The organism is Burkholderia crassaminum, from assembly GCF_964265005.1.
In the GTDB taxonomy this organism is placed as follows: domain Bacteria; phylum Pseudomonadota; class Gammaproteobacteria; order Burkholderiales; family Burkholderiaceae; genus Burkholderia.
Genome location: NZ_OZ183800.1, coordinates 1,548,301 through 1,561,124, shown reverse-complemented (window position 1 = coordinate 1,561,124; position 12,824 = coordinate 1,548,301). Strand labels below are relative to the sequence as shown.

Sequence of the window (12,824 nt, the reverse complement as noted above, 5' to 3'; positions counted from 1 at the left end):
GCGTCAGACGATGAACGGGAAACCCCACAAGGACGACATCGGCATCGGCCCGGATCGCTGGATCGAATTCGGCGATCTGTCGGGCGGGCAGGCGCAGGCGGTCGCGATCGATCCCTGTCTCGCCGCGGTCATGCCGTTGATCGATGCACTGGAGACAGACTGTGTCGCCGCGTGCTGCGGCATCGACGCGTTCGTTTTCTGGCCGGACGAGATCGCGGTTGCCGTAGGCGCGCGGGATCGCGATGCGCTGGCGCGACTCGCCGACGATCTGCTGTCGGTTCAGCGTTCGATCGACGCGTTGCCGTCCGATCTCGTCGTCAGCACGCGGATGAACCAGTATTTTCGGAAGGCGGTGGTACTCGAGTTGCTCGCGCATATCCGGACAACGATCGACGCGATCCGGTCGCAACGCGATACGCGCGACGCATCGACCTAGATGACGCCGCGCACGCCCGCGACCACCTGGATCACGCCGAACACCGCGATAACCGCGGCCGACCCGCGCGACAGCCCGTGCATGAACGCGAACGACATCCGCGTGCGCAGCGCGGCGGTCGTACCGCTCAGGCACAGCCACCACGTTGCGGAGCCGATGAACACACCGGCGACCATCAGCGCCACGGCCGGCCACATCGCGCCTTCCCGCGCGCCCGACAGCGGGCCGAGCGCCGCGAAGATGCCGACGAACGACAGGATCGTCATCGGGTTCGACAGCGTCAGGCCGAACGTCGTCAGGAAATCGCGCAGGACGGTCGTGCGCGGCAGGTCGCGTTGTGCCGTCGACGCGGCCGGCGCCTGGCGCGCGATGGTCCACGCCAGCCACACGAGGAACGCGCCGCCACCGATTTTCAACCCGACGGTCAGCATCGGGAATGCCGAGACGATACCCGCGATGCCGAGTGCGCCGAGCAGGCCGTAGATCGCATCGGCGCACGCGGCGCCGACGCCCGTCGCGAATCCCGCCTGAAAGCCGCGGCTCAGGCTGCGCTGAATGCACAGCATGCCGATCGGGCCGACCGGCACAGCAATCGACAGCCCCATCACGACGGACTTGATGAACAACATCGCCTGCTCCTTGCGACATGCAACGGGTGGAACAGACATCGTAGGGAAAGTCCCGTCATCGCTGAATGCGGTTTTTAAGGAAAAATGACCCCTCCACCTTAAAAATCCCGCCGCAATGGACGATCTGGACTGGAAGGTACTGGCGCTGTTGCAGGCCAACGGCCGCATCAGCTACACGGAGCTGGCGCGCCAGGTGCACCTGTCGGTGCCGGCGGTGACGGAGCGCGTGAAGCGCCTTGAAGCGGCCGGCGTGGTCGAGGGCTACACGGCCCGGATCAATCCTGCCGCGGCCGGCTATCCGGTCAGCGCGCTGATCGGCATCACGGTGCCGCAACCGGCGAAAGCCAAATTCCTCCGGTTGCTGGAGACGATTCCCGAAGTCGTCGAGTGTCATCACGTGACGGGCGCGGACTCGTATGTTATGCGACTCGTCGCGATCGGCATGACCCATCTCGAACAACTGATCGAACGCATCAACCTGTACGGCGAAACGCGTACGTCGATCGTGATGTCGACGCCGCTGCCGGCGCGCGGGCTGGCGCGGCCACCGTCGAAGCTCGACGGTGGCCGCAAGTAGCTGGCCGACGCCTCGCCGACCGGCAGGTCCTGGTCCGAACCTCAGGCGACCGGTGCCAGCCGGTCACCTGAACGATGGATTCAAAAAGGCCCCATGGGGCGGTTAACTTTCGACGCGAGCTGCTGACCTCATGCATCTGAACGACCGGGACCGAGGAGACGCGCAAGCCGAGGTCGTGGGAGATGGCAAGGTTGACGTCCCCTATTCACGGCCATAAGCTGGCCCTCGTTCCAATCGTGAAAAAGGCGCAAACCTTGAGAAAGCTCAACCAGGCAGTTTTTGCCGCGCTCGTCATCGGGTTTGCAACGAGTTTCGCGCACGCGCAGCAGCCGGCAGCGAGTGGCTCGGACACCGCGCCGGCCATACCGGTCATGTACGTGCGGCCTTTCCAGGTCGTTCAGGAAAACAACGGCTCGGGGCGCTTGCTGTCCCGCACGCGCGCGACCATTCACGCGAGGTCGGCTAGCCAGAATGCAGGTGCGTTGGCGAAGGCCATCGTCCAGCAGCTCGGCAACGCGGGCGTCACCGCGCGTTATCTCGCGCCCGGCGAACCATTGCCGATGGTCGCGTCGGGCTGGCTGATCGGCGGCGTTTTCTATTCACGCGCCCCGAGCGGCCGCATTCAGTCGCTGCTGCAAGGCGGCTCGGGCGGCGACAGCCCGAACACGGAAGTCTCGGTGACGATCGCCGACGCGGCCAAGGATGCCAACGTGCCGTTTGCGGTCATCGGCGTGGAGGATGCGATCAAGGCGCAGGGTACAGTGGCGCGCTGGAATCCGTACGTCGTTGCGGCGAAGTTCGTCGTCAAGAAAGTCGAGGGGACGACCGCGGTTGATTCGTTGGCGAAGGATATCGCCAATCAGATCATCGGGCACCTGGATGCGTTGCAGCAGCATGCCGCGGCACCGCCGCATTGAGGTGAAGCCAGGAGACGGCTTGCGCAAAAGTTGACAGTCGCCATGCAACTTTTTTGAAGCCGTCTCCCGGGTCATTGGGCACCACTGCCTGTGCGACGTTCGGCGCCGATCGGTTATTTGCCGGCCACGCCGCCGAGCAGGCCGCCCACCAGCGACGTCACCGGCGCGAGCGGATTGCCGAGCGCGCCCAACGGGTTGCCGCCGCCCGTACCGGTCGCGGAGCCGCCGTGTACGGTCGCCGGAATACCGCCGACCACGCTCGTCACCAGGCCCGCAACCGGCACCGCGCCGTTCGCACCGCTCGGGTTCACGAGCCCGCCCACGTTGGTCACCGTATTGCCGACCGCACGGACGAGTTCACCGACACCGCTCACGACCGGCTGCGGCGACGCCGATGTCACCTTCCATCCGGCCGACGTGATTGCCCCGCCGATTTGCCCGAGCAGGCCGGCGACCGGCTGGCCGAGGCCGGTTGCGGTGCCGACCTGTTGTGTGAGCTGGCCGGCCGTCGTCACGAGCGGCGTGATCGCCGTGCTGAGTGCCTGCGTCGCCTGCTGGACCGGGCCCGACGACAGCGACGAGCCGAGCATCGTGCCGCCCGACTTCAGACCGCCGGCCACCGTGTCGAGCAGGCCGCCGACCGGCGTCGTGAGCGGCGCCAGCGGCGACAGCGGGCCGGAGCCGAGCGCCTTCACCGTGTCGGCGAGACCGCTGACCGGATTACCGGTCGAGCCGACGATCGTGCCGAGGCCGGCGACTGTCGCGCCGACCGGGTTCGTCGTGAAGCCCATCTGACCGATGCCGTTGCTCACCGCGTTCGACGTATCGCGGATGAGCGTGCCGGCGCCGGTGACCGTGTTGGCAAGCCCGGTGGTCACGCCCTTGGTTCCGCCCGGAGGGCTTGCGCCGGCGATCGTGACGCCCACATCGGTGACGACCGAGCCGACCGAGCTGATGATGCCGTTCGTGCCGGGGGTGCCGCTGGTTCCGCTTGTGCCGCCGGTTCCGCTCGTGCCACTGGTTCCACTTGTGCCACTGGTTCCGCTTGTGCCACTGGTCCCGCTCGTGCCACTGGTTCCGCTCGTGCCACTGGTTCCACTTGTGCCACTGGTTCCGCTGGTGCCACTGGTCCCGCTGGTTCCGCTGGTTCCGCTGGTTCCGCTGGTTCCGCTGGTTCCGCTGGTTCCGCTGGTTCCGCTGGTTCCGCTGGTTCCGCTGGTTCCGCTGGTTCCGCTGGTTCCGCTGGTTCCGCTGGTTCCGCTGGTTCCGCTGGTTCCGCTGGTTCCGCTGGTTCCGCTGGTTCCGCTGGTTCCGCTGGTTCCGCTGGTTCCGCTGGTTCCGCTGGTTCCGCTTGTGCCACTGGTTCCACTTGTGCCACTGGTTCCGCTCGTGCCGCTCGTGCCGCTGGTCCCACTCGTACTCGTTCCGATGTTGTTACCACTCGGCGTCGGCGCCGTAACATCGCTGCCGCCGCACGCGGCCAGCGCGCAAGCCGCGGCAATGGCGGCCAGTGCAACGTTCGCCTTGATGAAATGATTCTGCATGGAAGCCCCCGTTCGCTTTTTAGCTCGATCATCCCGACAAGCATCTATCGTGCCATTGCGATCGGCATCAACGTCGACTTCACACACTCCCCGGACTGCAGCCTCTCAACGGCCGCCCAGGGCGCGACGCGTGGCATCCGTACCCAACCTTACAGCCGCGCTCAAGCCGCGCGTCCCGGGTAACGCGTGCGTAACGCGGCCCCTGCGTTACGTAGCATCGCCCGGCGAAAGAGGCGGCCCTGCCCCTGTCGCCATCATTCAAGCGAGCGTAACGATGCTTTCGCCGACACCCGCCCCCATAATTCACACTCGCGGTACCACTGGCGCCCCGATTCCCGGAAAGGAGAGACGATGAACACCCCGCGTGAAGTGCTGAAAGCCGCCGACATCGCAGCGATGGAAGCGGAACATTCGGTCCATCCGTTGAACGAGAATGCCGTCCGCCTGAAGCGCTCGCTTGGCGACGCAACCGGGCTGACGCAACTCGGCGTCCATCTGATGACCTTGATGCCCGGACACGAATCCACCGAATACCACCGGCATCTCTACGCGGAAGAATGCGTCTACGTCCTTTCGGGAACCGGCGAAGCAATCGTCGATGGCCATACATATGCAATCGGCCCGGGCGACTTCATGGGATTTCCGCGCGGCGGTACCGCGCACACGATGCTGAACACCGGCGATCTGCCGCTGGTCTATCTCGTGGCGGGCGACCGGCCGGAGCACGACGTATGCGACTATCCGAAGCTCGGCAAGCGGCTGTACAAGGCGGGGGCCAACAAGGTCTTCGTGGATCTCGGCACCACCCCAGCGTGATGCACGCTTCGCTCGACGCAAGGTCGGTCAAGACCGGACATCACCCGGCACACGGCGATCCCGCTCGCGCTGCCGGCGCGTCGATAAAGGCTGCTTCACGCGCTTCAAGGTCGGGAGCAAGCATTGACGCCCCCCCCCCCCGAACCCCGATCTCGTCGTCCACATGAAAGGGCCGAATCACGGCTGCGTCGGCGACCTTGAACACCAACGTTCAAGTACACGGCACCGGGGAAATGAAAACCGCCATGACGGCCCGAATCGACGCATGAAAATCGTGCTTCAAGCGCTCATCCAGGACGCTTCGACACGCGCCCACAGAGCCGCACCGGCGAGCGCCCGTTCACCCGCATCCCGCACGAACCTCACGCGAACAGCGACGCGACGATCGCGCACCACACCGCGCCTGCGCCGCACAGAAACACGCGTCGCGCGACGAACATCCGCGACTCGTCGTCGGGTGCTTTCATCGGCGATGTCGCGAGAAACGGCACGCTGGCAAGGCACGCGAAGCCGGCCAGTGCCGGCACGATCACGACGTAGTCGCCGAACCGCCACGGCAGCGGCTCGTGCAATCCCCAGTAGCCGAGAAACAGCATGCCCATCGAAAACATCGTCGCGGCGGCCGAACTGAGCGCGACCACCGATCCCGTCGGAAATTGCATGGGAGCCTCCCCTCGCGCAGCGTGCGCGACGCCGGATCATTATCCCGGGCAGGAAAAGGCACAACGTCGGCCGCAGCCCCGTCAGCCGCTCGTCTCGCCGCGGATCGTCATGATCCCCCCGGCCAGCACTACATGCCCGTCGATCGCGGACGACGCAGCGCGCGACGGCGCCGTACCGATGATCGTTGTCACGGATTGACAGCGACCGGTTTCGCGTGAAAAAAGCGCCAACAGTCAACCGGGCTTCTTCGCGGCCTGCACGACGGAAATCCAGCCCACCACCGCCGCCGCGACCCAGCAACAGGCGATCATCAGATCGAGATCCATCCAGCCTTCGAAATTCGTGCTGTTTTCGAAACTGCAGCGCTGATGGCCCCTGACCCACACACAGCCACTGATGAACTGCTGGATGTGCATATAAACGCTGCAGACGGCAAAAACCGACGCAATGACTGTGAGCCGAAAACGGACGTTCTTTTTCATGTGACGCGGATGCCGGTGGGAAAGCCTGCGACGATCTTACGGCAACGGCAACCTGCCCGGCAATCCGTCCCATCCCGGTTCGCCCGAATGCCCGCTGCTCACCCGTCGATCCGCCTGATCGTCCTCAGGCAATCCGCCGCCAGTTGCTGATAAATCCGCGTGCCGTTCGCCTTCGCGTCGATCTCCGCGTCGCTCAGCCGCCGCACGACGCGCCCCGGCATGCCCGCGAGCAGCACGCCACGCGGCACGTCGTAGCCGGCCTTCACGAACGCGCACGCGGCGACGATCGTCGTGGCGCCGATGGTCGCGCCGTCCATCACGACCGCATTCATCCCGATCATCGTGTCGGGTTCGAGTGTCGCGCCATGCACGATCGCGCCGTGGCCGACGTGGCTGTTGACGCCGAGCCGGCACGTCTCGCCGATCCCGACGTGAAGCACGCAGCCGTCCTGCACGTTGCTGCCGTCTTCGACGACGATCGCGCCGAAGTCGCCGCGCAGGCTCGCATGCGGACCGATGTAGCAGCGCGCGCCGATCGTCACGTCGCCGATCACGACCGCGCTCGGGTCGACGTACGCGGATGGATCGACGCGCGGCCGCATACCGTTGAATTCGAACAGCGGCATCGTCAGAGCGCCGCGACCGCTTCCGGCACGAGCGTGAACAGATCGCCGACGACACCGTAGTCGGCCACGCTGAAGATCGGCGCCTCCGGATCCTTGTTGATCGCGACGATCACCTTCGAATCCTTCATGCCGGCCAAGTGCTGGATCGCGCCCGAGATGCCGACCGCGATGTACAGCTGCGGTGCGACGATTTTGCCGGTCTGGCCGACCTGGTAGTCGTTCGGCACGTAGCCGGCATCGACTGCCGCACGTGAGGCGCCGAGCGCCGCGCTCAGCTTGTCGGCCAGCGGCTCCAGCACCTTCGTATAGTTCTCGCCGCTGCCCAGGCCACGACCGCCCGACACGATGATGTTCGCGCTCGTGAGTTCCGGACGATCCAGCTTCGTCACTTCACGGCTCACGAACCGCGACTTGCCGGCATCGGCCGCCGCCTCGATCTTCTCGACCGATGCGCTGCCGCCAACGGCGGCCACCGGATCGAAACCCGTCGCACGCACCGTGATGACCTTGACCGGGTCGCTCGACTGCACCGTCGCGATCGCGTTGCCCGCGTAGATCGGGCGCTCGAACGTATCGGCCGACACCACCGCCGTGATCTCGGAGATCTGCGCGACGTCCAGCTTCGCGGCGATACGCGGTGCGATGTTCTTGCCGTAGGCCGTGGCCGGCGCAACGATGTGCGAGTAGCCGTTCGCAATGCTCATCACCGTCGCTTCGACGTTCTCGGCAAGACCGTCAGCGAGCTGGGGTGCGTCGGCCAGCAGCACTTTCGACACCCCGGCGATCTTCGCCGCGGCATCGGCCGCCGCTTGCGCGCCGTGCCCCGCGACGAGCACATGAACGTCGCCGCCGCCCGCAGCATTGAGCGCCTGTGCGGCAGCGACGGCACTCAGCGTCGCGGCCTTGATCGACGCGCCGCCCCCCAAGGGGGCTTCCTTCGGGGCGTCGTACTCCGCAATCACCAGAATCGTCATTTCCTTGCGCTCCCTGTTACAGCACCTTGGCTTCGTTCTTCAGCTTCCCGACCAGCGCTTGCACGTCCGGCACCTTCACGCCGGCCGCGCGCTTCGGCGGCTCGTTCACCTTGAGCACCTTCACGCGCGGCGTCACGTCCACGCCGAGATCTTCCGGCTTCGCGATTTCGAGCGGCTTCTTCTTCGCCTTCATGATGTTCGGCAGCGTCACGTAGCGCGGCTCGTTCAGGCGCAGGTCCGTCGTCACGACGGCGGGCAGTTGAAGCGACAGCGTTTCCGCGCCACCGTCGACTTCGCGCGCGACCGTCGCACGGCCGTCGGCAATCGCCACCTTCGACGCGAACGTCGCCTGCGGCAAACCCGCCAGCGCAGCCAGCATCTGCCCGGTCTGGTTCGAATCGTCGTCGATCGCCTGCTTGCCGAGGATCACGAGCGACGGTTGCTCCTTGTCGACCAGCGCCTTCAACACCTTCGCGACACCCAGCGGCTCGACACCGTCGTTCGATTCCACGAGGATCGCGCGGTCCGCACCGATCGCCAGCGCCGTGCGCAGCGTTTCCTGCGCCTGCGCGACGCCGACCGACACGGCGACCACTTCGGTCACGACGCCGGCCTCCTTCAACCGCACGGCCTCTTCCACCGCGATCTCGTCGAACGGGTTCATCGACATCTTCACGTTCGCGATGTCGACGCCGGTCCGGTCGGATTTCACGCCGACCTTCACGTTCGCGTCGACCACGCGTTTCACTGCCACGAGCACTTTCAACTGCGCGTCTCCCTTGTGGTGCGAAAGCCGCGTCAGCGCGCGGTATAACCGCCGTCGATCACGAGCTCGGCGCCCGTCACGTAACGGCCTGCCGGCGACACGAGATACAGGATGCCGGCCGCGATGTCGCGCGGGCTGCCGATCTTCGCCATCGGCACGTGCGTCTGCAGATAGCCGAAGACATTGTCGGGGTCCTGCCCCATCTGGCGGAACGCTTCCTCGAGCATCGGCGTGCGGATATAGCCGGGATGCACCGAGTTCGCACGGATGTTCTTCGCCGCGTACAGCATCGCGTCGACCTTCGCCATCATCCGTACCGCGGCCTTCGACGCGTGATACGCGGGCACGTCCGGCCCGCCGACGATCCCGTACATCGACGACAGGTTCACGATCGAGCCGCCGCCGGCCGCGTCGATATACGGAATCGCGGCACGCGTGCACAGGAACACGCCGTTCACGTTCACGTCCTGCACGCGCTGCCATTGCGCGAGCGTCAGCTCGTGCGTCGGCACGTTGTGGCCTTCGATGCCCGCGTTGTTCACGAGCACGTCGAGGCGCCCGAAGTGCGCGACGATCTCGCCGAACACGCGCGACACGTCGGCTTCCTGCGTCACGTCGAGCGACCAGAATGCAGCCTGGCCGCCTTGCGCGCGAATTTCCTCGACCAGCGCTTCCGCCGGTTGCGACAGCACGTCGAGAATCGCGACGCTCGCGCCCGCTGCAGCCAGCGTACGTGCCGTCTCCGCGCCGATGCCGCGCGCGCCGCCGGTGATCGCAGCCACCTTGCCGCGCAGGTCGAACAGGTCTTCGATGAGTTTCATGGTGTCTCCATGTATGTGTTCAGACAGGCCGCCCGCATCGGGGCAGGCCGTCAAGGGCATCCGGCGTTATCGCGTATTCCGCGTCGCAAGAAAATCGAGGCATTCCCGATTGAAATAGTCGGCGTGTTCCACCATCACCCAGTGGCCGCACCGGTTCATCAGCACGAAGCGCGCGTCACGACAGTGTTCGAGGAATTTCAGCGCGCCACCGACCGGATTGAAGCGATCGTCCGTGCCCCAGAAACCGAGCACCGGGCTGCGCAGGTCGCCGAGCGCGTCGGTCAGGTTCGGCACGCTCATCGTCGCGAGCACTTCGGTCGGCTGTTCGACGCACACCTTCATCCGCTCGGCGACCAGCGCGTCGGTGACGATCGCCGGATCGTGCACGAGCAACGTCAGCAGTTCGCGCATCGTGTCGTCATTCATCTGGCGATTGGTGAACAGCTTCACCATCCGCTGGATGCCTTCCATCCGGAAATAGGTGTCGCGATCCTCCACACCGCCCGGCGCCATCATGATCAGCCCGTCGACCTCGTCCGGGTAGTCGAGCGCGTACTTGAGTGCGATCGCACCGCCGAGTGAATTGCCGAGCAGCACGGCCGGCCCGATCCCGAGCGCGTTCAGTTGCGCATGCAGCGCGCCGACGAAGAAATCGAGCGTATAGGCGACGTCGGACGGCTTCGACGACTGCCCGTAGCCGGGCAGGTCGACGACGATCGCGCGATAGCCGGCCGCCGCGAATGCGGGCACGTTGTGCTTGAAATTGCTGAAACCGCTGGCGCCCGGGCCGCTGCCGTGGATGAACACCACCGGCCGGCCTTCGCCCGCCTCGTAATGGTGCAGGCGCAGGCCGCCCGGCACGTCGGTAAAGATGCCGACTGGCGGCGTCATGGGGATCGTCATCGCGGGTTGTCTCCTTCGTCGTTCGATGGATGCCTGGCCACGATGATTGCGCCGCCGGCGCCGGACGGCATCATCCTTTCAGACTACGAAGCCGCGCGCGCTTCTTCCTATCATCGGCCCACCGAAACGGAGGCTGACGATGAACGGATTCGACTACAGCGGCAAGACGGTGCTCGTGACGGGCGGCACCAAAGGCATCGGGCGGCGCATCGCCGAACGGTTTCTCGCGGCGGGGGCGCGCGTGTTTGTCTGCGGACGCAGCGCGCCCGACACGCCGCCCTCGGCCGGCGGCCGCACGGCGGCGTTCGTCGCGGCCGACCTGCGCGACATCGAACAGGTCGACGCGATGCTCGCGGCGATCCGCGATACGGCCGGCGGCCTCGACGTGCTCGTCAACAACGCGGGCGGCTCGCCGTTTGCGCTCGCAGCCGATGCGTCGCCGCGCTTCACCGAATCGATCGTGCGGCTGAACCTGATCGCGCCGCTGCAGCTCGCGCAGCGCGTGAACGCGATCATGCAGCCACAGCCGCAAGGCGGCGTGATGCTGTTCATCGCGAGCGTCAGCGCGTCACGCCCGTCGCCCGGCACGGCCGCGTACGGTGCCGCGAAAGCCGGCCTCGTCAACGCGGTCACATCGCTCGCGGTCGAGTGGGCGCCGCGTGTGCGCGTGTGCGCGATCAGCCCGAGCCTCGTGCAGACCGAATCGGCCACCGAAGGCCACTACGGCAGCGACGACGCGCTCGACGCCATCCGCGCGACGATTCCCGCCGGACGGCTCGCGACGCCCGACGACGTCGCGTCCGCGTGCCTGTTCCTCGCCTCGCCCGACGCGTCGTACACGTCGGGTGCGAACCTGCGGCTCGACGGCGGCGGCGAGCGGCCGGCGTTCCTGAATGCCGCGCAGGCAGTCGCGCGCTGATGCACGCTGATACACGCATGGCAATCGGTGCGGCACGAATCGTTGCCAGTCCTAGGGAAGTCATCTAGTTCATTTTGACGATTCCCTGCTACCGCGATCTCCCTACTCTGCCTCTCACGACAACGCACATAGACGACCGTCGTCGATACCCCCAAGAGGAGACACCATGCATCAACGGATTTCGCGCCGTACCGACAAGCGGGCAACCGCCACGCTGTCGACGCTGGCCGCCGCGTTGCTGACGTGCGCCGTTCCCAGCGCGCACGCCGGCAGCACGATCGAGCTGGGCGCCGACACGACGCTGGACTACACGTTCACGCTCAGTTACGGCCTCGGCATGCGCACCCGCGCACCGAGCGGCAATCTCCTCACGCCGGCGAACATCAACGGCGACGACGGCGACCGCAACTTCGCGAAGAACAAGCTGATCGAGAACCAGGTCAGCCTGCTCGGCGAAGTGAACCTGAAGCACGACGACTGGGGCGTGTTCGTGCGCGCCGACACGTTCTACGACCAGGCGTACCACCGTCCGAACTACAACGACGCACCGGGCACCGTGAACCAGTCGGGCCAGTACAACAATTTCACGAGCGACGCACGCTACTGGTCGGGCGGCCACACGACGCTGCTCGCCGCGTATGCGTACAACACGTTCCACATCGGCTCGACGAGCCTGAACGTGAAGGTCGGCGACCAGGTCGTCGCGTGGGGCGAAAGCCTGTTCTTCCCGAACATCGCGGGCGCGCAGGGGCCGTCCGACGCGACCAAGTCGTACATGGCCGGCGCCGAGGTGAAAGACATCCTGCTGCCGGTGCCGCAGATCTCGACGCAGTGGCAGATCACGCCGCGCTTCAGCCTGCTCGGCTACTACCAGTTCTCGTACCAGCAGAACCGCCTGACCGCACCCGGCACGTACTGGAGCTACTCGGACGTCACGGGCCCCGGTGCGCAATACATCATCGGCCCGGGCGGGATGATCATTCCGCGCGGCCCCGACGAGAAGCCGAGCGCACGCAACCAGTGGGGTATCGGCGCGCGCTTCCGCGTACTCGGCGACACCGAGCTCGGCCTGTACTACCTGCACTACAACGACATGAACCCGAGCGTCGTCACGACCTACTTCCCGACGCTCCAGTACCAGCAGACCTACTTCGACAACATCAAGCTGACCGGCGCGAGCTTCTCGACGCAGGTCGGCCCGGTAAACGTCGCGGGCGAAGTGTCGTACCGCCAGGGCGCGGCCGTGCTCGTCAATACCGCGACGGGCCCGCAGTCGACGCGCGCGAACGTGCTGCAGACCAACCTGTCCGGCATCTACTCGATCGGGCCGAGCTTCCTCGCGAACTCGCAGTCGCTGATCGGCGAACTCACGTACGTACACGCGGGCAGCATCTCGGAGCTCGACGGGTCGACCACGCTCGCGAATTCGCGCAATGCGCTAGCGCTCGAGATCGCGTGGACGCTCAGCTACAAGAACGTGTTCAACGGCTGGGATCTCGACGTGCCGCTGACCTACACGCACGACCTGACCGGCACGTCGCCGCTGGCCGGCGCGCTCGGCTCGCTGACGGGCCAGGGCGACCACCGCGTGACCGCCGGCGTGACCTTCACGCGCCTGAGCAACCTGTCGCTGTCGCTCGTCTACGCCAAGTTCCTCGGTTCGCCGAACCCGGTCACGCGCCCGCTCGCCGATCGCGACTACGTGCTGGCCACGGCGACCTACCACTTCTGAGCGGCCCGGCCGCTCGTCA

At 66.1% G+C, this 12,824-nt stretch carries 16 protein-coding genes; 7 read left to right on the top strand and 9 right to left on the bottom strand.

Annotated features, from left to right (window positions below; all coding sequences use genetic code 11):
* Positions 1 to 10: 10 nt before the first annotated feature.
* Complete coding sequence (locus tag ACPTTF_RS24070; protein ID WP_423368504.1) at positions 11 to 436, top strand: DUF6331 family protein; 426 nt, start codon at positions 11 to 13, stop codon at positions 434 to 436.
* Here ACPTTF_RS24070 and ACPTTF_RS24065 read toward each other — a convergent pair.
* A complete protein-coding gene (locus tag ACPTTF_RS24065) occupies positions 433 to 1,065 on the bottom strand; it encodes a LysE family translocator (RefSeq protein WP_166952285.1) in 633 nt (210 codons plus the stop codon). The two genes, ACPTTF_RS24070 and ACPTTF_RS24065, sit on opposite strands and share 4 nt — an antisense overlap.
* Before the next feature lie 115 nt (positions 1,066 to 1,180).
* Here ACPTTF_RS24065 and ACPTTF_RS24060 point away from each other — a divergent pair, with 115 nt between their 5' ends.
* Positions 1,181 to 1,642 (top strand): Lrp/AsnC family transcriptional regulator, encoded by a 462-nt coding sequence (locus ACPTTF_RS24060; protein ID WP_423368503.1) that lies wholly within the window; start codon positions 1,181 to 1,183, stop codon positions 1,640 to 1,642.
* Positions 1,643 to 1,878: 236 nt separating this feature from the next.
* A complete protein-coding gene (locus ACPTTF_RS24055; protein ID WP_423391181.1) occupies positions 1,879 to 2,559 on the top strand; it encodes a hypothetical protein in 681 nt (226 codons plus the stop codon).
* Positions 2,560 to 2,672: 113 nt separating this feature from the next.
* Here the strand turns inward: ACPTTF_RS24055 and ACPTTF_RS24050 are convergent, their stop codons facing one another.
* Positions 2,673 to 4,103 carry a collagen-like triple helix repeat-containing protein gene (locus ACPTTF_RS24050; RefSeq protein ID WP_423391180.1) on the bottom strand — a complete coding sequence of 477 codons (1,431 nt, stop codon included), beginning with the start codon at positions 4,101 to 4,103 and terminating at the stop codon, positions 2,673 to 2,675.
* A 351-nt stretch (positions 4,104 to 4,454) separates the two neighbouring features.
* Here ACPTTF_RS24050 and ACPTTF_RS24045 point away from each other — a divergent pair, with 351 nt between their 5' ends.
* Positions 4,455 to 4,919, top strand: a complete 465-nt coding sequence (locus tag ACPTTF_RS24045) for a cupin domain-containing protein (protein WP_423368500.1) — start codon at positions 4,455 to 4,457, stop codon at positions 4,917 to 4,919.
* A 362-nt stretch (positions 4,920 to 5,281) separates the two neighbouring features.
* Here ACPTTF_RS24045 and ACPTTF_RS24040 read toward each other — a convergent pair whose 3' ends face one another.
* Entirely contained in the window at positions 5,282 to 5,581 is a 300-nt protein-coding gene (locus ACPTTF_RS24040) for a hypothetical protein (RefSeq protein WP_423368499.1), read from the bottom strand.
* On the opposite strand from ACPTTF_RS24040, the gene ACPTTF_RS24035 reads away from it, so the two are divergent.
* The gene (locus tag ACPTTF_RS24035) at positions 5,514 to 5,780 is read left to right on the top strand and encodes a hypothetical protein (RefSeq protein WP_423368498.1); all 267 of its coding nucleotides are present in this window, start codon (positions 5,514 to 5,516) and stop codon (positions 5,778 to 5,780) included. The genes ACPTTF_RS24040 and ACPTTF_RS24035 overlap by 68 nt on opposite strands.
* A 35-nt stretch (positions 5,781 to 5,815) precedes the next feature.
* On the opposite strand, the gene ACPTTF_RS24030 is transcribed toward ACPTTF_RS24035, so the two are convergent.
* The 6 genes from ACPTTF_RS24030 to ACPTTF_RS24005 form a co-directional block, all read right to left on the bottom strand.
* The gene (locus tag ACPTTF_RS24030; RefSeq protein WP_423368497.1) at positions 5,816 to 6,064 is read right to left on the bottom strand and encodes a hypothetical protein; all 249 of its coding nucleotides are present in this window, start codon (positions 6,062 to 6,064) and stop codon (positions 5,816 to 5,818) included.
* Positions 6,065 to 6,162: 98 nt separating this feature from the next.
* Positions 6,163 to 6,690, bottom strand: coding sequence for a transferase hexapeptide repeat family protein (locus ACPTTF_RS24025; protein WP_423368496.1), 528 nt, complete (start codon positions 6,688 to 6,690; stop codon positions 6,163 to 6,165).
* A 2-nt stretch (positions 6,691 to 6,692) separates the two neighbouring features.
* Complete coding sequence (locus ACPTTF_RS24020) at positions 6,693 to 7,664, bottom strand: electron transfer flavoprotein subunit alpha/FixB family protein (protein WP_423368495.1); 972 nt, start codon at positions 7,662 to 7,664, stop codon at positions 6,693 to 6,695.
* A gap of 16 nt (positions 7,665 to 7,680) precedes the next feature.
* Entirely contained in the window at positions 7,681 to 8,430 is a 750-nt protein-coding gene (locus ACPTTF_RS24015) for an electron transfer flavoprotein subunit beta/FixA family protein (protein ID WP_423368494.1), read from the bottom strand.
* A 32-nt stretch (positions 8,431 to 8,462) separates the two neighbouring features.
* Positions 8,463 to 9,251, bottom strand: a complete 789-nt coding sequence (locus ACPTTF_RS24010; protein ID WP_423368493.1) for an SDR family NAD(P)-dependent oxidoreductase — start codon at positions 9,249 to 9,251, stop codon at positions 8,463 to 8,465.
* A gap of 66 nt (positions 9,252 to 9,317) precedes the next feature.
* Complete coding sequence (locus ACPTTF_RS24005) at positions 9,318 to 10,154, bottom strand: alpha/beta fold hydrolase (protein ID WP_423368492.1); 837 nt, start codon at positions 10,152 to 10,154, stop codon at positions 9,318 to 9,320.
* A 139-nt stretch (positions 10,155 to 10,293) separates the two neighbouring features.
* On the opposite strand from ACPTTF_RS24005, the gene ACPTTF_RS24000 reads away from it, so the two are divergent.
* Together ACPTTF_RS24000 and ACPTTF_RS23995 are read left to right on the top strand one after the other, a co-directional pair.
* Positions 10,294 to 11,073 carry an SDR family oxidoreductase gene (locus ACPTTF_RS24000; RefSeq protein ID WP_423368491.1) on the top strand — a complete coding sequence of 260 codons (780 nt, stop codon included), beginning with the start codon at positions 10,294 to 10,296 and terminating at the stop codon, positions 11,071 to 11,073.
* Between the two features lie 166 nt (positions 11,074 to 11,239).
* Entirely contained in the window at positions 11,240 to 12,805 is a 1,566-nt protein-coding gene (locus tag ACPTTF_RS23995) for a DUF1302 domain-containing protein (protein WP_166952249.1), read from the top strand.
* Positions 12,806 to 12,824: the final 19 nt, after the last annotated feature.